This window comes from Mesorhizobium sp. M2A.F.Ca.ET.043.02.1.1, assembly GCF_003952405.1.
GTDB lineage: Bacteria > Pseudomonadota > Alphaproteobacteria > Rhizobiales > Rhizobiaceae > Mesorhizobium.
This window is the reverse complement of sequence record NZ_CP034445.1, coordinates 2,203,961-2,221,792: the sequence shown is the minus strand read 5'-3', so window position 1 is coordinate 2,221,792 and position 17,832 is coordinate 2,203,961. Positions and strand designations below refer to the sequence as shown.

15 protein-coding genes and 1 pseudogene are annotated in these 17,832 nt (G+C 64.3%); 9 read left to right on the top strand and 7 right to left on the bottom strand.

What is annotated here, in order from left to right; all coding sequences use genetic code 11:
• Positions 1-29 precede the first annotated feature (29 nt).
• A complete protein-coding gene (locus EJ068_RS10540; protein WP_189342049.1) occupies positions 30-1,592 on the bottom strand; it encodes an alkaline phosphatase family protein in 1,563 nt (520 codons plus the stop codon).
• 213 nt (positions 1,593-1,805) lie between these two features.
• Between EJ068_RS10540 and EJ068_RS10535 the strand changes: the two genes are divergently transcribed.
• The 4 genes from EJ068_RS10535 to EJ068_RS10520 all read left to right on the top strand — a co-directional run bounded on the left by EJ068_RS10535 (position 1,806) and on the right by EJ068_RS10520 (position 5,026).
• Positions 1,806-2,738 (top strand): VOC family protein, encoded by a 933-nt coding sequence (locus EJ068_RS10535; protein WP_042643016.1) that lies wholly within the window; start codon positions 1,806-1,808, stop codon positions 2,736-2,738.
• Positions 2,739-2,742: 4 nt separating this feature from the next.
• A complete protein-coding gene (locus EJ068_RS10530; RefSeq protein ID WP_127252515.1) occupies positions 2,743-3,369 on the top strand; it encodes an alpha/beta hydrolase in 627 nt (208 codons plus the stop codon).
• Entirely contained in the window at positions 3,370-3,669 is a 300-nt protein-coding gene (locus tag EJ068_RS10525) for a GNAT family N-acetyltransferase (RefSeq protein WP_127252516.1), read from the top strand.
• Between the two features lie 298 nt (positions 3,670-3,967).
• A complete protein-coding gene (locus tag EJ068_RS10520) occupies positions 3,968-5,026 on the top strand; it encodes a dipeptidase (protein WP_127252517.1) in 1,059 nt (352 codons plus the stop codon).
• A gap of 7 nt (positions 5,027-5,033) precedes the next feature.
• Here EJ068_RS10520 and EJ068_RS10515 read toward each other — a convergent pair whose 3' ends face one another.
• Genes EJ068_RS10515 through EJ068_RS10500 form a run of 4 tightly spaced genes read right to left on the bottom strand, consistent with a single transcriptional unit; the run spans position 5,034 to position 9,759 of the window.
• Positions 5,034-5,291, bottom strand: coding sequence for a hypothetical protein (locus EJ068_RS10515; protein WP_126080890.1), 258 nt, complete (start codon positions 5,289-5,291; stop codon positions 5,034-5,036).
• Positions 5,292-5,293: 2 nt separating this feature from the next.
• Positions 5,294-6,532 (bottom strand): aminomethyltransferase family protein, encoded by a 1,239-nt coding sequence (locus EJ068_RS10510; protein ID WP_126080891.1) that lies wholly within the window; start codon positions 6,530-6,532, stop codon positions 5,294-5,296.
• Between the two features lie 46 nt (positions 6,533-6,578).
• Complete coding sequence (locus EJ068_RS10505; protein ID WP_127252518.1) at positions 6,579-8,153, bottom strand: NAD(P)/FAD-dependent oxidoreductase; 1,575 nt, start codon at positions 8,151-8,153, stop codon at positions 6,579-6,581.
• The gene (locus EJ068_RS10500; RefSeq protein ID WP_127252519.1) at positions 8,140-9,759 is read right to left on the bottom strand and encodes an NAD(P)/FAD-dependent oxidoreductase; all 1,620 of its coding nucleotides are present in this window, start codon (positions 9,757-9,759) and stop codon (positions 8,140-8,142) included. Before EJ068_RS10500 ends, EJ068_RS10505 begins: the two co-directional genes overlap by 14 nt.
• Before the next feature lie 253 nt (positions 9,760-10,012).
• On the opposite strand from EJ068_RS10500, the gene EJ068_RS10495 reads away from it, so the two are divergent.
• The 3 genes from EJ068_RS10495 to EJ068_RS10485 all read left to right on the top strand — a co-directional run bounded on the left by EJ068_RS10495 (position 10,013) and on the right by EJ068_RS10485 (position 12,662).
• A complete protein-coding gene (locus EJ068_RS10495; RefSeq protein ID WP_127252520.1) occupies positions 10,013-10,807 on the top strand; it encodes a class I SAM-dependent methyltransferase in 795 nt (264 codons plus the stop codon).
• A 6-nt stretch (positions 10,808-10,813) separates the two neighbouring features.
• Positions 10,814-11,500, top strand: a complete 687-nt coding sequence (betI, locus tag EJ068_RS10490; protein WP_127252521.1) for a transcriptional regulator BetI — start codon at positions 10,814-10,816, stop codon at positions 11,498-11,500.
• 79 nt (positions 11,501-11,579) lie between these two features.
• Positions 11,580-12,662 (top strand): ABC transporter substrate-binding protein, encoded by a 1,083-nt coding sequence (locus EJ068_RS10485; RefSeq protein WP_127252522.1) that lies wholly within the window; start codon positions 11,580-11,582, stop codon positions 12,660-12,662.
• Between the two features lie 279 nt (positions 12,663-12,941).
• Here EJ068_RS10485 and EJ068_RS10480 read toward each other — a convergent pair whose 3' ends face one another.
• Positions 12,942-14,126, bottom strand: a complete 1,185-nt coding sequence (locus EJ068_RS10480; RefSeq protein ID WP_127386606.1) for an integrase core domain-containing protein — start codon at positions 14,124-14,126, stop codon at positions 12,942-12,944.
• 263 nt (positions 14,127-14,389) lie between these two features.
• Between EJ068_RS10480 and EJ068_RS10475 the strand changes: the two are divergent.
• Both EJ068_RS10475 and EJ068_RS10470 read left to right on the top strand, forming a co-directional pair.
• A pseudogene (locus tag EJ068_RS10475) lies at positions 14,390-15,467 on the top strand (extracellular solute-binding protein).
• A complete protein-coding gene (locus EJ068_RS10470) occupies positions 15,464-16,762 on the top strand; it encodes a flavin monoamine oxidase family protein (RefSeq protein WP_127251231.1) in 1,299 nt (432 codons plus the stop codon). The pseudogene EJ068_RS10475 and the gene EJ068_RS10470 overlap by 4 nt, the downstream one beginning before the upstream one ends.
• On the opposite strand, the gene EJ068_RS10465 is transcribed toward EJ068_RS10470, so the two are convergent.
• Positions 16,726-17,799: an ABC transporter ATP-binding protein gene (locus EJ068_RS10465; protein ID WP_127251245.1), complete on the bottom strand. Its 1,074-nt coding sequence runs from the start codon at positions 17,797-17,799 to the stop codon at positions 16,726-16,728. The two genes, EJ068_RS10470 and EJ068_RS10465, sit on opposite strands and share 37 nt — an antisense overlap.
• Positions 17,800-17,832: the final 33 nt, after the last annotated feature.

The following is a 17,832-nucleotide window of genomic DNA, read 5'->3' as shown; positions in this document are numbered from 1 at the left end:
GGGCAGTAGGGAGCGATTCCCATACTGCCCTATTGCCTTACTGCCCTACTGACGCACCCAGCCACTCCATCCTCCGTCAGTTCCGCCAAGGCCAGCGACTGGTCGAGGTGAGTAGCGCGCCAGGCTAGCATCTTCTCCGCGAACTCGAGTCGCACCGGCAGATAGGCGGGGTCGTTCGCCACATTGTTCAGTTCTCCCGGGTCTTGCGACAGGTCGAACAGAAGCGCCGGCAGGCCGCCGCCGAAATGGACATATTTGAAGCCGGCCGAGCGGATGACGGCGAGATTGCAGTCGCGCGACTCCATGCCGAAATGGCGTTCGGCGTCGCCTGCCGCGATCGTGCGGAAGTCGAATTCCCAATGCGCGGCGTCGCGCCAGTTCCCGGGGCGGTCGCCGTCAAGCCACGGGGTCAGCGGGCAGCCGTCGAGATGGCGCTGCGGCGCGGCGCCGATCAGGTCGAGCAAGGTCGGAAAGACGTCGACGGCTTCGGTGAAATGATCCACGGATGAACCGGCCGCTGCTTTCCGGCGCGGGTCGCGGACGATCAGCGGAATGTGGTAGCTGGCATCGAAGAAGCCGCCTTTGCCCAGCATGAAATGGTCGCCCATCATCTCGGCATGGTCGGATGTAAGGACGACGATGGTGTCGTCCCAGGCGCCGGCCGATTTGATCGCCTGCCAGATACGGCCGAGCTGCGCATCGACCTCCGAAATCATGCCGTAATAGATGGCGCGGATGCGGCGGAAATTCTCCTCGCTCCAGTCCGGCACGTTGCCCTTCATGCCTGGAACGAATTTCGTTCTCTTCTGGAGGGCGAGATCATAGGCGAGATAGGGGTGGCTTGCGGCTTCGGCTTGCCAATTTGCCGCCCGCTTGAAAGCGGGGCCTTCAGCCGGATCGTACATCGTATTGTAAGGCTCCGGCACGATGAAGGGCGGGTGCGGGCTGATGAAGGAGATGTGCGCGAACCATGGCGCGCCCTTCTCCTGCTCGCCAAGCCAGCGGATGAATTCGCCGGCCAGGAAAGCGCTCGGCGTCTGGTCCTTCGAATAGACCGGCGGCGCGTTGGTCACGTCGCATTCCGCCTGCCCTCCGGCCGGACGGTGGATGCCAGGGCTGCCGGAGCTCGTGTCTATGCCTTGCGCGCGCAGCCATGACAGCCACTGCTTCTGATGCTCGGGCAAAGCCTGTCGGACGGTGAAGCCAGGCAGCACGCCTTCATAACTGCGCAGGCGCGGATCCCCCGCCGCAAGCTGGCGCGGGTCGAGCGAGACATCGGTGTAGCCGAACAGGGTTGGATCGTAGCCCGCCGCGCGCGCCGAAAGCGCGATGTTGCCATGGCGCGCGTCGAGCGGCGTGCCGTTGCGGCAGACGCGATTGTTCATCTGGTAGAGGCCTGTATAGAGACAGGCGCGGGCCGGAGAACAAGGCGCTGCCCCGCCATAGTGGCGGCGGAAAAGCACGCCCTCGGCGGCGAGCGCATCCGCATTTGGCGTCTTCACCACCGGATGGCCGGCGGCCGAGAGGCAATCGCCACGCCATTGGTCGCAAGTGATGAGGAGAACATTCGGGCGGCTCGTCGGATTGTCCAAGATCGTCTCCTTGTGGAAGCGCTCAGATGGAACGGAAATCACCTGGGTTGCAAGCCGATGCTGGTGATGGATTGGTGAACATATTTTGAACGGTCGTTCACGTTTATGATACAGTCCATCCTGTGTTTGCCCGCTTTGCCGCAGAGCCGCCCCTCCTCATATTGGCGTGGACTGCGGCGAGGGCCGCGCAAGAACAAGGGAAGGAGCACAATCATGCTCAATCAGATCCAAGGCCTGCATCACGTCACCTCGATGGCGAGCGACGCACGCCGCAACAATGAGTTCTTCACGAAAAAGCTCGGCCTGCGCCGGGTGAAGAAAACCGTCAATTTCGACGCGCCGGACGTCTATCACCTCTACTATGCCGATGAGGTCGGCACGCCGGGTTCGGTGATGACGTATTTTCCGTTCCCCGATATCGGCAAGGGCCGGCACGGCGTCGGCGAGGTCGGCACGACCGTGTTCTCGGTGCCGGAAGGCACGCTCGCCTACTGGGAAAAGCGCTTCGCCGATGAGGGCGTGGGCAATGTCGCCCGCACCGAAAGCTTTGGCGAAAAGCGGCTTACCTTCACCGGCCCGGACGGCGACAGCTTCGCGCTTGTCGAGGACAAGGCCGACAGCAGAGCGCCCTGGGTCAAGGGCGGCGTTCCCGGCGACGAGGCGATCCGCGGCTTTCACTCGGTCTCGCTCCGGCTGAAGGACGGCGGCGCCACCGAGGAGCTCTTGAAGTTCATGGGCTATGAGGAGGTCGACAAGTCCGGCAATATCCGCCGGCTGGCGATCAAGAACGGCAATGGCGCCGATGTCGTCGACATTGAATCGCTGCCGGGCGCCGGCTTCGCCAATCTCGGCGCCGGCTCGGTGCACCATGTCGCCTTCGCGGTCGAGGATCGCGCCAAGCAGCTCGAGGTGCGCAAGGCGCTGATCGACACGGGCTATGGCGTGACGCCGGTCATCGATCGCGACTATTTCTGGGCGATCTATTTCCGCACGCCGGGCGGTGTTCTGTTCGAGGTGGCAACCAACGAACCGGGCTTCGACCGCGACGAGGATACCGCCCATCTTGGCGAGGCGCTGAAGCTGCCGACGCAGCATCAGCATCTTAGGCCCTATCTCGAAGAGCACCTGCAGAAGCTGGAAGGCTGAAGCCATGAGCAAGGACGCTTACATCCACAAAATGCTGCCCGGTTCGCCGGGCAGCCCGCTCCTCTTTGTCTTCCACGGCACCGGCGCGGACGAGAACCAGCTGCTTGGCTTCGGCCGCGATCTGGTGCCTTCGGCGACGATCGTCTCGCCGCGCGGCGATGTGTCGGAGCATGGCGCCGCGCGCTTCTTCCGCCGCACTGGCGAGGGCGTCTACGACATGAACGACCTGGCGCGCGCAACATCGAAGATGGCGGGCTTCGTCAAGGCGCATGTCGAAGCGGTGAAACCATCGGCCGTGTTCGGCCTCGGCTACTCCAACGGTGCCAACATCCTGGCTTCGATGGTGTTCGCCGAGCCGACGCTGTTCGATGCCTCGGAACTCATGCATCCGCTGATCCCGTTCGAGCCGAAGGTGCAGGGCAGTCTTGCCGGCCGCCATATCCTGATCACGGCCGGCAGGCGCGACCCGATCTGCCCGCCTAACCTGACGTCGCGGCTCGAGGCCTATTTGCGTGCCGACGGCGCCGATGTCACAGTGGAATGGCACGACGGCGGGCATGAGGTTCGGCCGAATGAAATCGAAGCGGCGCGGCGGCTTTTCGCGCTCGCGCCCGCTGAAGGAGGCAAATAAATGGCTGACGAATTGCCCGAGATCGAGCTGGAAGACCGCGGCTCCAAGGGGCGCTACGTGCTGCGCGGCCCCGGCGGCGCCGAGGCCGAGATGACCTTCACCAAGATCGGCGAGCACCAGCTCATCATCGATCACACAGAGGTGCCGGACGTCTTTCGCGGCCAGGGCGCCGGGCTTCGGCTCGTCACCCGCGCCGTGGAGGATGCCCGTGCCACAGGCAAGAAGATCATCCCGCTCTGCCCCTTCGCCAACGCCCAGTTCCGCCGCCACCCGGAATGGGCGGATGTGCTGAAGCAGTAGAGAATTTCTTCCTTCCCCCCTTGCGGGGAAGGTGGCCGCGCAGCGGCCGGATGAGGGGTGCTCCGGGGAAAGCCAGCGTCTCACTCCGCTGGAACACTCCTCATCCGTCTCGACGCTGGCGCGCCGATCCACCGCCCAGGGGCGAGCCACGGGTCTCGCCCCGTCCTTCGACCCCACAAGGGGAGAAGGAAGAGGCCTAGTCTTGCCATTTGCACCGGCCGGCCATCTTGCCTAAGTTGACGGTTCGTTCGGACGAAACCTGTCGTCCCGCCTGTCCCCGATTTGAATGGCTCCCCTGATGACCGATACCGACCTGATCCCCGTTTTCGACGGACACAACGACACGCTGCTGCGACTCTACCAGTCGAAGGAAGCCGATGTCGAAAAGCTGTTCATCGAGGGAACGCCGGGTGGCCATATCGACCTGCCGCGCGCCAGAAAGGGCGGCTTTGCCGGCGGCATGTTCGCGATCTTTCCGCCGCCGGTCGAAAAGTCGAAGCGCAGCGCCGTGCCGCCGGCGCCGAGCGACAACGAGCCGTTGCCGCCCGAGCTGCCGCAGGCAGAAGCGATCACCTCAACCATAGGGATGGCTTCGATCCTGTTCAGGCTGGAGCGCGCCGGCGCGCTGACCGTCTGCCGCAGCGCCGGCGATGTGCGCGACGCGATGGCGAAAGGCTCGATCGCGGCGATTTTCCATATCGAAGGCGTCGAGGCGATCGATCCCGGACTCGCCATGCTCGACGTGCTGCACGCCGCCGGGCTGCGCTCGCTGGGCATCGTCTGGAGCCGCCCGAACGCCTTCGGCAATGGCGTGCCGTTCCGCTTCCCATCCTCGCCCGATACCGGGCCTGGCCTCACCGATGCCGGCAAGGCGCTGGTCAAGGCATGCAACCAGCTCAGGATCATGATCGACCTGTCGCATCTCAACGAGAAGGGTTTTCGCGACGTGGCCGAGCTTAGCGACGCGCCGCTGGTCGCGACTCATTCCAACGTGCATGCGATCTGCGGCCATTCGCGCAACCTGACCGACTGGCAGCTCGGCGCGATCCGCGAATCGGGCGGCATGGTGGGCCTTAACTTCGCCACCGGCTTCCTGCGCGAGGATGGCCGCATGAACGCCGACACCAGCATCGACATCATGGTGCGCCACATCGATTCGCTGTTGCAGGCGCTGGGCGAGGACGGCGTGGGTCTCGGCTCCGATTTCGACGGCGCCATGATCCCGGCCCCGATCGGCGACGTCGCTGGCCTGCCGAAGCTCATCGATGCGCTCGCCACGCGCGGTTTCGGCCGCGCGCTGATCGAGAAGATCGCTTATCGCAACTGGCTGAGTGTGTTGGAAAGAACCATAGGGTGAAGCGTGCCTACTGCGCGTAACCCATTCGCTTCAGCCAGTCTTTGCCAACGCCGCGGTCGCGGATGACCGGCAGAGGGTCCTCCTGATCGAGCCGGGCGCAGATGCGGTAGACCTCCAGCGTCTCGGCATTCATCTCGCCGCGCTTGAAGAAATACATCGCCGCCGCGTAGCGGGTGCGGCCGGACCACATCTCGCCGAGCGGCGTGTTGACCAGCTGCCACTGCTCGGCGGCTTCCGCCTCGAGGTCTTCCGCTTCGCTTGCCATCGTCAGAAGTCCGCCGGCGGGTTGGCGGTGCGGCGGTCGAGCTTGATGAAGGGCCGCGGCACCACCTTCGCCTTCTTCATCAGCTTCTGGTACTGCAGCTCGCGCATGGCGTAGATCTCGACCCAGAGATCGTCGACGATCGTGTCGCCATAGGGCCGCTGCAGGGAGGCGAGCGCGATGTTGCGCTTGGCCATGGGCGACCACATCGCCGCGCTGACCAGCCCGACCTCCTGGCTCTTCCTGTAGTAAACGATGGCATGCTCGGCCGGGATGTTGCCTTCGATCTCCAGCCCAACCAGCACATGGCGCAGCTTCTTCCTGCCGCGCGCTTCGAGGATGGCGCGGCGGCCGTTGAAGTGGCCCTTGTCCGAATCGATCATGAAGCCGAGGCCGATCTCGTCGGGCATGCGCAGGCGGTCGGCGCGAATGGCGTGCTCGGCAGCTGTGAAGTCGGCATTGGCGACGATCAGCCCGGCTTCCAGCCTGGCGCGGTTCAGCGCGGTGTAGCCGATGGCGCGGATGCCGCGCAGCTCGCCCGCCGCCATCAGCCGGTCCCAAAGGCTCAGCGCCTTGTCGGCCGACACGAACAATTCGTAGCCGAGATCGCCGGTGAAGCCGGTGCGCGAGATGGTGACGGTGCCACCGTCATGCGCGAATTCGGCAAGGTCGAAGATTTTCAGCCGCTGGATGCCGGCGAAGCCCGCGTCGCGCAGGATGGCGAAGGAGGTCGGGCCCTGCAGCGCGAGGCCGGCGACGGCTTCGGTCTCTTCCTCGACGCTGACCTCGTAGCCAATCGCGCTGTCGAGCAGCCAGGGCAGATGCCGCTCCTGCGAACCCAGGCGGAAGCGCGTCGGCGAGAGCCGGAACAGCGTTCCGTCGTCGAGCACGAAACCGTCGTCGTCGCACCAGGCGGTGTAGTGGACGCGGCCGGGTTTCAGTTTTGTCACGTCGCGCAGCGTGACGCGGTCAAGATAGGCTTCGGCGTCTGGGCCTTCGATCCGGTATTTGGTCATCGGCGAGATGTCGAACAGCGCCGCCTGGCTGCGGATGGCGAAATATTCGAGCTCCTCGTCCCACAGGGAATGCGGCGCGCGATAGCCGGCCCAATTGTACCAGTCCTCCTTCAGCCCCAGCGCGTCGATGCGCGGCTGGAAAGGCGTGCCGAGCCGCAGCGTGCGGAAGTGGGATTGGGCGGTTGTACGAGTGTCGGCCGAGGGCTTGGTCGTGGGATGATGGTTCATGACGGCGTTCCTTCGCCGTAGAGCGCTACTTCGACGAATTTCATTCTCATGCCCTCATCGCGATGATGCGGCGCGCGGCGTTGAGGCCGGGCGCGCCGGAGATGCCGCCGCCCGGATGCGAGCCGGCGCCGGCAAGGAACAGCCCTTCGAGCGGCGTGTCGTAGCCCGACCAGCCGGAGACCGGCCGCGACATCAGCATCTGGTCGGCCTGCATTTCGCCGTTGTGCCAGTGGCCGCCGGGCATGCGGTAGCGCGCCTCGATGTCGGCGGGCGTCAGAAGCTCGGCGTGGCGGACCGTCGCGCCGATGCCGGGCGCATAGGTCTCGAGTTGACCCATGACCGCCTTGAGGAATTGCGGCTTGCCGGCGGTCCAGCCTTCTTTCAACACATAGGGCGCGTATTGCACCACGGCCGAGAGCACGCAGGCGCTGGACGGTGCGAGCGATGGATCGACCAGGCTGGGCAAGGTAATCTCCATCACCGGCTCGGGCGAGAACGCGCCATATTTCGACGGGTTGAAGGCGCGCTCGACATGGTCGGGCGAAGGCGCGATGACGAGGCGACCCTTATGGCCGGCGGCATCGATGCCTGAGAATTGCGGCGGTCGGTCGAGCGCCAGATGGAGCTTCGCCGCATCGCCCTTCATGCGGATATTCCGGACCTTGCGCACGAAGCCGGTGTCGACCTCGCGCGGGCCGACGAGATCGAGGATCGTGGCTGCGGGATTGATGGCCGAGACGACGGTCTTTGCGCGCAGCGTCTCGCGGCTCTGCGTAACGACCCCCACGGCGCGGCCCTTCTCGACGATCACCTTGGCGACCGGCGAAGCGCGACGGATGGAGACGCCGGCCTTCTCCGCCGCGGCGCGAATGGCGGCAACGACGGCGCCCATGCCGCCTTTCGGCTGGACTTGCGCGCCCGCAAGGCCGCCGATCTCGCCGGCAAGCCGATAATAGAGACCGAGCAGGGAGGTCGGCGAGCGCGGCCCCAGATGCGAGCCGAGCGTCGCGTCGAAGGCAAGCAGACCCTTCAGTCGGTCGTCCGAAAGCTGCTCGTCGAGCAGGTCGCAGACATTCATCAGAAGCACGCGCAGGAAGTCGCGCATGTCTTCCTTGCCGAGCCGCTTCAACGCCAGCGCCGTCTGGCCAAGCCCGGTCATTTCCGTGAGCGACATGTTGCCGAGGTCCGGCGGCCGGCGCGACAGGAACGGCTTCAGCACGCCGGCATAGCGCAGCAATTGTGAACGCAATTCCTTCCAGGCGGCTTGCTCCGAAGGGCTCGCGCCGGTCAGCACTTCGCCATAGGCGCCGTGCAGCGTAAGCGGGCCGTCCTTGGACAGCGCGACCGAGGGCACGAAATCGCCGCGTTCGACTTTCAGCCCGTGGCGTTCCAGCTCCAGCGTCTTCACCACATCGGGATGCAGGCGGTTGAGCAGATGGGCGACCGCGGAGACTCGAAAGCCCGGCGCGAATTCCTCGGTGCGTGCCGCGCCGCCGACCTCGTTGCCGGCTTCGAGCAGCAGCACCTTGCGGCCCGACTTCGCCAGCGTGGCGGCGGCGACGAGGCCGTTATGGCCGCCGCCGATGACGATGGCGTCCCAATTCATTTCAGATGACGTCATGGGCCGGGCTCATATGCAGGGTCGGCTTGGCGAGATCGCGCAGGATCTCGGCGGCGGCGTTGCGTCCCGGTGCGCCCATGACGCCGCCGCCGGGATGGGTGGAGGAGCCGCACATATAGAGCCCGCCGATCGGCGAACGGTATTGCGCGTAGCCCGGCACCGGGCGGTTGAAGAGCAGCTGGTCGAAGGTCAGCTCGCCCTGGAAGATATTGCCTTCGGTGAGGCCGACCTCGGCCTCGATCTCGCGCGGCGTGCGCACCTCCATATGGACGATGCGATCGCGGAAGCCGGGCGAATATTGCGCGATCTGGGAAATCACGCTTTCGGCGAAGCCGTCGCGGTCGGCGTCGGTCCAGTCGCGCCCGTCTATCTTGGGCGGCGCGTATTGGACGAAGCAGCTCATGAAGTGCTTGCCCGGCGGCGCCATGGTCGGGTCGAGCGTGGTCGGGATCATCATGTCGAGGAAGGGGTCGGCAGACCAGCGCCCGGCCTTCCAGTCGTCATAGGCGCGCTCCATGCGTTCGATGGAATCGGTGAAGTGCATGTCGGCGCGGTAGACCGGCGAATCCTTCGGCAGGGCCGGAAACTCGGGCAGCGAATCCAGCGCGATGTTGACCTTGCCGGACGAGCCGCGGATCTTGAAGTTCCTGATACGGCGCAGGAAGATGTCGGGCAGTTCCTTCTCCTCGACCAGTTTCAGGAAGGTGCGCTTGACGTCGGCGTTGGAGATGACGAGCTTGCCAAAAATTTCCTCGCCGCTGGCGAGCACCACGCCCTTGGCCTTGCCGTTCCTGATCAGCACATGATCGACCTCGGCGCCCGTGCGGATGGTGCCGCCGGAAGCCTTGAAGGAGGCGGCCAGCGCCCTGGTGACGGCGCCCATGCCGCCGCGCGCATAGCCCCAGGCGCCGATCGAGCCGTCGACCTCGCCCATATAGTGGTGGAGCAGCACATAAGCCGAGCCCGGCGACATTGGCCCGAGCGCCGTGCCGATGATGGCGGACAGCGCGAAATTCGCCTTGATGATCTCGGTCTCGAAATACTCGTCCAGGAAGTCCGAGATCGACATCGTCCAGAAGCGCAGGGTCAGCGCCATCTCCTCGGCCGAGAGCCCGGCGAACTTCTTGCCGAGATAGAGCAGCTCGCCGAGGTCGCGCGGCTTGAAGCTCGTCGGGTCTGGCGCGGTGCGCATCAAGAGCGGCTGGATGAAGCGGCACTGCCGCGTGACGTCGCGCGAATAGCGATCATAGGCCTCGGCGTCGCGCTTCGAGAAGCGCGCGAACTCGCGACGATGGGCATCGTGGTCGCGGTAATTGGCGAGATAATCGCCGTCGCGCGTGAACACGGCGCCGCCTTCATAGGAGATCACCTGCAGACCGAAGCGCGGCAGCTCGAGATCGCGCATGATCTCGGGTCGGAACAGCGAGCAGACATAGGAGCAGTTGGAATAGAGGAAGCCCGGCGTCAGCTCCCGGCTGGTGGCCGCGCCGCCGACCCAGTCGTTCTTCTCGACCACCAGCACGTCCAGGCCGGCGCGCTGCAGATAGCAGGCGTTGACCAGTCCGTTATGTCCGCCGCCGATGACGATCGCGTCCCAGGCCTTCAAGCGCGCAGAAGCTCCATCCGGTAGCCCTATCTTCCTGTTTTTGCGCAACTCCTGACGGAAAACCGCTTCACGCTTTTCCTGGAATTGCCCGTGCCTTTGTTCCCCGATTGCCCAAATTTGGCACGGTTCACGGTTTTTTGTCCAGCCATCTTGAATGAATGTTCAACAAATGATGTTGCGTTTTCCTGTTGATGCGCTAGGCTTTGGCAGCATTCTGGACTGATCCACATCGGCATTTGGGGTTGAAGATCCGATGATCGAAACGGCTGACGCCGAGCCGGAATATGACGACACCGCCATCCGCTTTCTCGAAGCGTTGTGGGGCGAGGGCTACCTTTCGCCGGGCGGCCCCGAAGAGGTCGACCGCGTCATCGAAGGCCTGTCGCTCAAGGGCAAGACGATCGTCGATATCGGCTGCGGAGCCGGCGGCATCACGCTGCATCTGGTGGCAAAGCACGGCGCGGCTCGCGCCACCGGCTTCGACGTCGAGAAGCCGGTGATCCAGGCGGCAAGGCGAGGGGCGATAAGGCAGGGCCTGGAGGACCGCGTCAGCTTCGTCCAGGCGCCGCCGGGGCCGCTGCCTTTCGCCGACGCCTGCTTCGACCTCGTCTTCTCCAAGGACGCGCTGCTGCATGTGCCGGACAAGGATGCGCTGTTCGCTGAAATCTTCCGTGTGCTGAAGCCGGGCGGGGTCTTCGCGGCGTCGAACTGGATGATCGGGCATGACGGCGAGCCGTCGCCTCAGATGAAGACCTATATAGCGGCCGAAGGGCTGTCCTTCGCCATGGCCTCACCGGCGCGCTATGCCGAAGCGATGCGGCGCGCCGGCTTCACCGACATCACCATCCGCGACCGCAATCCATGGTACCGCGAGGTCGCGCGCGAAGAGCTTTCGCGGCTCAAGGGGCCGCTCTACGCGCAGGCCGCGGCAGCGGTCGGCGCGGCCTATGTCGACAAGAACATCAGGACCTGGGAGGCGATGCAGAAGGTGCTTGACAGTGGCGAGCACCGCCCCACTCATCTGCGCGGTTGGAAGCCGGTCGGATAGCCGGCGATGCTGGAGACCGTCACCCATATGAAGACCGTAGAGGCTACCGACAATGAGGCTCAATCGGCACCCAAAGGCGATGCCGAAAAGCGCGGCCGCAAGGCCTCGAAAGAGGTCCGCCGGTTGCAGCTGATCGAGGCGACGATCGATTCGCTCGCCAAGCGCGGTTATGCCGAAACGACGATGGCCGATGTCGCGGACGGCGCAGGCCTGTCGCGCGGCATCGTCAACTTCCATTTCGAGAGCAAGGAAAAGCTGCTCATCGCCACGCTGCAGCACATGTATGACGAGTATTCGGCGCATTGGCGCACTGCCCTCCAGAAGGCGGGCGACGATCCGGCGAGACAATTGCAGCAGCTGGTGTGGGCCGATTTCGACCGCTCGATCTGCAACAAGCGCAAGCTCGCCGCCTGGCTCGCCTTCTGGGGCGAGGCCAAGTCGCGGCCGACCTACCAGGCGCTGAGCAGCTCGCGCGACAATTACTACCAGCAGGTCTTCATCGATCTCTGCGCGACGCTCAAGGAAAGCGGCGGATACAGCTATGACCCCCAGGCCATCGCGCTCGCGCTCAGCGCCATGCTCGAGGGCCTGTGGCTGCGGCTGATGATGGGGACGGAGGACACCACGCGTGAGACGGCATTGCAGGCTGCGAACGCGTTTTTGGCCGCCGCCTTCCCCAAACATTATGGCTAGCGGGAACTGGGCTAGCAAAAACCGGGGTTAGCAATAGCCGGCCAAACAAGACCGGCAAACCAAAAGAGGATGGAACAGCATGAAGAAACTCAGCCGACGCCTGACACTGACCCTGGCGCTTGGGAGCGCGCTCGCGGCTTCGGCGGCGGCGTTCGCCGTCGCCGCCGACAAGGACCTGATCGTGTTCGACTGGTCCGGCTACGAGGATCCGAGCTTCCACGGCAAATATGTCGAGAAGAACGGCGACTCGCCGACCTTCGCCTTCTTCGGCGACGAGGACGAGGCCTTCGAAAAGATCCGCTCCGGCTTCAAGTCCGATCTTGGCCATCCCTGCTCGCAAAGCGTGGTGAAGTGGCGCGAAGCCGGGCTCTTGCAGCCGCTCGACACCTCGAAGATCACCGGCTGGAAGGACCTCAATCCCGGCATCATGGCGATGAAGGACCTCGCCACCACGCCCGACGGCAAGGCCTGGTTCATGCCCTGGGACTGGGGCGATACCCAGCTGACCTACAATTCCGACAAGATCGCCGAAAAGGACGTGCAGTCGCTGAAGGTGTTCGCCGATCCGAAATACAAGGGCCGTGTCTCGATCGGCGACAATGTCGACGACGCCTATGCCCTGGCCAGCCTCGCCATCGGGCTCAAGGACTGGACCAAGATAACGGACGACCAGTTCAAACAGGCGTCCGATTTCCTGCGCCAGGTGCACAAGAATGTGCGCTCCTACTGGACCGACACGACCGACATCGTGCAACTTCTCTCGGGCGGCGAAGTCGATCTCGCCTGGGCCTGGAACGACGCCACCGTGCAGTCGGCCGCAGCGGGCGTGCCGATCAAATCCAAGAAGGACACTGACGAAGGCATCTCGACCTGGGTATGCGGCTACGTGCTGTTCAAGGACGCGCCCGGCAACATCGACAAGGCCTATGACTATCTCAACGCCGTAAACGATCCGGAAGTCGCCAAGGTGCTGGTCAAGGACTGGGGCTACGGCCAGGCCAACGCCAAGGGCATGGCGGGCGTCGACCCGGCGATCCTGAAGGAAAAGGGCTACGACAATGTGCAAAAATGGGTCGACAAGACGCTGTTCCAGCAGCCGCTGCCCTCGGAGCTCAAGCTCAAGATGATCGCCGAATTCGAGAAGATCAAAGCCGGCTATTGAGTGCTGCGGAAACGACCTGTCGCTCTTGCACTGAAACGGCGTAGTGCAATCGTCCCAATGCGGCTTACGGTTGTTTGGCAGGTAATCGCCGAAGTCGGCGCTGCCCCTCATCCCCCTGCCGGGACCTTCTCCCCGTATAGTGACGGGGAGAAGGGAACTGGCCGCGGCCTTGGCGCTCGTTCTGCAGCGTTGGCGATTGGCGAAACCGCCGACGGCAGCTGTCCAGCGGATAGATGGGTAACACTTTGAACCGGATACATAGGTAACAGTTTTCTCTCCCTATGATGCGGTCGCCGCAGCGCCAAGCGGTCGGCTTGGCGCGGCGCTGCGGCGAACCAGTTTCATGTGCTTCTCATCGATGAAGCCGAGCGGATGGGTGTGGAAGCGCATCGTCCACTCGCCATCCTCAGTCTCTTCAATGGCAATCGGTTCGCCGGCCAACGTGGCCGAGACATAGATCTCGGTGCCCCGCCATTTGACCGCGCCGTTCTGGCGCACGCCGCGCACCGCTGCCTCGGTCGGATAATCGGGTTCAGGGGCTGTCTTCGGCATCGGTCGGGTCGAGGGGCGGTAATGCTGTGCCGGGGTGTCCATGCCCAGCGCCTCGTGCGGACGCTCCTCATTGTAGCTGCGCCGGAAGTCCTCGAAGGCCCTGGCTTGAGCCGCTTTGTCAGCCTTCGGTGCATCGGCCATCGGCAGCATGGTCAGATGGAAACGCTCATGGCGCCCGTTCTGCTGCGGCTTGCCTGGCTGGATGCGCTCCAGGGCGATGCCGAGCTTAATGAAGCGCACTGCCAGCGGCGTCAGCCCTGTGACGCCGGCCGACGCAAAGGGTGGGCCATTGTCGCTTCGAATGCGATCCGGCAGACCGTTTTCCTCAAACAATCGCTCAAACACCGGCCACGCCTCCTCGTCGGCCGTCGAGCCCGTCGCCTCGAGCCCCAGCAGGTAGCGGCTCAATGCATCCATCACCGTCAATGGCTCGCAGCGCCAGCCGTCACGGGTCCGGAACCAGCCCTTGTGGTCTACCGTCCACACCGCATTCGGCGCCGCAGGCTCCGGCCATGGCCCATTGCCCACAGCCCGCCAGCGCCGGCGTCCCACAAGACCATGCCGCTTCAGGATCTCGCCAGCTGTCGAGACTGCCGGCCAGCCACAACTGGGCTCCGCCCGCTTCAGCCGCGCCATGATCTTCTTCGGCCCCCACAGCGGATGCGCTTCCTTCTCCGCCACGATCCGCTCCACCAGCTCGGCTGCCGTTGCTCGGCCGTGATCGAGCGGCGCCCGCGGCCGGTCGTGCAGGCCTTCCGGCCCGGTCTCCCGGTAACGCCCAAGCCATTTGTAGCCGGTCTTGCGTGAGATCTCGAAGGCCGCGCAAAGCTGCGTCATCGTCTCCTCGCCAGCTAGGCATTCAACAACAAAACGAAGCCGCTCATCCATGATGCCAGTCTCTCGCCAAACCATCGCCGGTCCTCCCGGCTGGCAAGAAAACTGTCACCCATCTAATCGGTCCATTCTGTTACCTATCTATCCGGTTCGGACAACAGCCTCTTTCTCCCCGTCACTATACGGGGAGAAATGCCTGGCAGGGCAATGAGGGGCAGCGCTGATTTTGACAGTTTAGCGATCTCTGCCGCAAATTCGAAACGGAGCCAGCAGGCTCGCCAAAGTCCGGGAATTCTCCTAACCTCTCCCGATATATTCGCGATGGGGGAGTTTTTCGCGCCATGAAGACCATGCTTCGCCGCCTTGCCTTGGCCGCGCTCGTCACAGTCGGCGCGGGCACCGCCTATGCGCTGGCGGAAGGCGGCGGCGACCTCGTCGTCTTCGACTGGTCCGGTTACGAGGATCCGCTGCTGCATCCGGCCTACACAGCCAAATACAATGCCGAGCCGACCTTCTCCTTCTTCGGCGACGAGGACGAGGCCTTCGAGAAGATGCGCGCCGGCTTCAAGGCCGATATCGCGCATCCCTGCTCGCAAAGCGTGGTGAAGTGGCGCGAGGCGGGATTGCTGCAGCCGCTCGACCTTCGAAGATCGCCGGCTGGAAAGATCTCAATCCCGGCATCATGGCGATGAAGGATCTGGCCACCACCGCCGACGGCAAGGCTTGGTTCATGCCGTTCGACTGGGGCAACACCTCACTGTTCTACCGCACTGACAAGGTGACGGCGGACGAGGCGCAATCGCTGAAGATCTTCGCCGATCCGAAGTTCAAGGGCCGCGTCACCATCGGTGACAATGTCGACGACGCCTATGCGCTGGCGAGCCTGGTCATCGGCCTGAAGGACTGGACCAAGATGACGGACGAGCAGTTCAGCGAGGCTTCCGCCTTCCTGCGCGACGTGCACAAGAATGTCCGCTTCTACTGGACCGACGACACCGATCTCAACCAGGCCTTCACGGGCAATGAGGTCGACCTGGTCTGGGGTTGGAATGAGACCTATGTGACGCTGAAAGGCCAGGGGATGCCGATCGCCATGAACCGTGACACCAAGGAAGGCATTTCGACCTGGGTGTGCGGCTATGTGCTGCTCAAGGATGCACCGGGCAAGCTCGACCAGGCCTATGATTTCCTGAGCGCGGTCAACGCGCCGGGCGTTTCGGAGTATATATGGTGAAGACCTTCGGCTACGGTCACGGCAACAGCGCCGGCATGGCGGCGATGGACCAGAAGCTGCTCACCGAGCGCGGCTTCGACAATCTCGACAAGTTCCTCGACAAGACGCTGTTCCAGCAGCCGGTGGCGCCGGACCTCAAGCAGCGCATGGTCGCCGAATTCGAGAAGATCAAGGCCGGCTATTGAAGAGCATCATTGAAAGAACCGACGTCGTCATCGTCGGCGCCGGTTTCACCGGCTTATGCGCCGCGCTCGAGCTGAAGCGGGCGGGTATCGATTTCCTTGTCCTTGAAGCACGCCATCGTGTCGGCGGCAGGGTGGAGGCTGTCCGCAACGGACTCGGCGAGCTGATCGACAGCGGCGGGCAGTTCCTATGCCAGGACATGCCCGAGCTGATGGCGCTGGCCAAGGCGCGGGGCAAGAGCTTCGTCGAGACCTATATCGAAGGCGAGTTCATCACCCATCCGTCGATGTCGGTCGAGGAAGCCGAGCGGACCTATCAGGTCGCGATGGCGATCCGCGAGCGCATGAACAGGATCGAGCCGGACGATGCCTCGATCGCCGGACTGACCGTGGCGACATGGCTCGAGCGCCAGAAGGACACGGCCGACGCCAAGGCGACCTTCCGTTCGATGATCGAGGGCCTGTGGTGCCTGGCGCTGGACAAAGTGCCGCTCTGGTATCTGATCGACAATGATCGCCGCATCACCAACGAGGTGTTCGAGCTGCAGTATTTTCTGGGCGACACCATGCAATCGCTAGCCGAGGATCTGGCCGCCGAGCTCGGCGACCGGCTGCGCCTGAACCAGGCGGCGACGCGTGTCGAGCGCGCCCAGCAAGGCGTTCGCGTCAGCACCGGCGCGGCCACGATTGAAGCGCGCGAGGTTCTGATCGCGCTGCCGCCGGCGACGGCCGCCAAGCTCGACTTCGCACCAGCCTTGCCGGCGGAACTCGCAGGCGCGCTCGGCGTCTGGGAAAGCGGCGCGGTGATCAAGATCCTGGTGCGCTACGCAAAGCCGTTCTGGCGCGAGCGGGGCCTGTGCGGCATGGTGATGTGGCGCGATCAGCCGGGGCTGTTTGCCTGCGACGCCAGCCAGGATGCCGGTCACGCCGCGCTTATCGTCTTTGTCGGCGGGCCGCTCGCGCTGCGCTGGCATCCGCTCGGCGAGGCGGCGCTGCAGGCGGAAATCACCGCCAGACTTGTCCAGGCGCTTGGCGCTCAGGCCGCCGACTTCATCGATTTCAGCGCGCGCGACTGGACGCATGACCGCTGGAGCGGCGGCGCCTATAGCGACCTCATCATCGATGTGACCGCGCGCGATGCCGAGCGCGTGATCCTTGCTGGCGTGCCGCATGTCCATTTCGCCGCTTCGGAAGTCTCGCCGTCCTTCCCGGGTTATGTCGAGGGCGCGATCGTCGCCGGCCGCATCGCTGCCGCAAGGATTCAGTCGGCCATCGCCACCAAGGCCTCGGGGTCGTAGGCGAGGCGGATCGGGGCGCCGACCGGAATATCGTCGGCGCCGAAATCATTGGTCTCGGTCACCGAGAGCGGTTTTTCGAGCCCCGGTATCTCGACGATCAGATGGGTGATCTCGCCGAAATAATGCCGCTCGACGACCTTGCCGGCGACCTCGAATTTTGCCGACGCATTGTCCCACAGAACGCGCAGCCGTTCGGGCCGGATGCCAAGCGTCGCCGCGCCGCCATTGCGCATGAAAGCCTTCGGCTTGTCGGTCCTGACGCGGCCGAAGCCCAGCGTGTCGAGCAGCAGCGAAGCGCCGTTCTCCTCGACGATCTCGGCCTTGACGAAGTTCATGCCGCCTAGGAAGTCGGCGACCTGGCGGTTGACCGGGCGCTGGTAGATCTCCTTCGGCGAGGCGACCTGCGCGATGCGGCCGCCGAACATCACGGCGATGCGGTCAGACATAGCCAAGGCCTCGTACTGGTCGTGGGTGACCAGCACGAAGGTGATGCCGACCGCCTGCTGCAGGCGGCGCAATTCGACCTGCATCTGCTCGCGCAGCTTCTTGTCGAGGGCCGAGAGCGGTTCGTCGAGCAGCAGCACCTTCGGCCGCATGACCAGCGCCCGGGCCAAAGCCACGCGCTGGCGCTGGCCGCCGGAAAGCTCGGTGGCGCGGCGCTTGCCGAGGCCGGTGAGCGAGACCTGGGCCAGCGCCTCCTCGACGCGGCGTTCTTCTTCGCCGCCCCGCAGCTTAAGCCGCTTCAGCCCGTAGGCGACGTTCTGCTCGACATTGAGATGTGGGAAGATCGCATAGCTCTGGAAGACCATGTTGGTGGGCCGGCGGTTGGCGGGAATGCCGTCCATCGGCTGGCCGTCGACGGCGATCGAGCCGCTGCTCGGCGTGTCGAAACCGGCGATCATGCGCAACAGCGTGGTCTTGCCGCAGCCTGAGGGCCCGAGCAGCGAAAAGAACTCACCTTCGCGGATCGCCAGCGAGGCGTTGTCCAGCGCCTTGAACGATCCGTAGCTGCGGGTGACGTCGCGGATGTCGATCATCGTGCGGTCGGATTGGATGCGCTCGGACTGGAG

Coding starts and splice junctions, on each gene's coding strand:
- EJ068_RS10535 (WP_042643016.1), top strand. CDS start 1,806: ATGCTCAATCAGATCCAAGGCCTGCATCACGTCACCTCGATGGCGAGC.
- EJ068_RS10530 (WP_127252515.1), top strand. CDS start 2,743: ATGAGCAAGGACGCTTACATCCACAAAATGCTGCCCGGTTCGCCGGGC.
- EJ068_RS10525 (WP_127252516.1), top strand. CDS start 3,370: ATGGCTGACGAATTGCCCGAGATCGAGCTGGAAGACCGCGGCTCCAAG.
- EJ068_RS10520 (WP_127252517.1), top strand. CDS start 3,968: ATGACCGATACCGACCTGATCCCCGTTTTCGACGGACACAACGACACG.
- EJ068_RS10515 (WP_126080890.1), bottom strand. CDS start 5,291: ATGGCAAGCGAAGCGGAAGACCTCGAGGCGGAAGCCGCCGAGCAGTGG.
- EJ068_RS10510 (WP_126080891.1), bottom strand. CDS start 6,532: ATGAACCATCATCCCACGACCAAGCCCTCGGCCGACACTCGTACAACC.
- EJ068_RS10505 (WP_127252518.1), bottom strand. CDS start 8,153: ATGACGTCATCTGAAATGAATTGGGACGCCATCGTCATCGGCGGCGGC.
- EJ068_RS10495 (WP_127252520.1), top strand. CDS start 10,013: ATGATCGAAACGGCTGACGCCGAGCCGGAATATGACGACACCGCCATC.
- betI (WP_127252521.1), top strand. CDS start 10,814: ATGCTGGAGACCGTCACCCATATGAAGACCGTAGAGGCTACCGACAAT.
- EJ068_RS10485 (WP_127252522.1), top strand. CDS start 11,580: ATGAAGAAACTCAGCCGACGCCTGACACTGACCCTGGCGCTTGGGAGC.
- EJ068_RS10480 (WP_127386606.1), bottom strand. CDS start 14,126: ATGGTTTGGCGAGAGACTGGCATCATGGATGAGCGGCTTCGTTTTGTT.
- EJ068_RS10465 (WP_127251245.1), bottom strand. CDS start 17,799: ATGATCGACATCCGCGACGTCACCCGCAGCTACGGATCGTTCAAGGCG.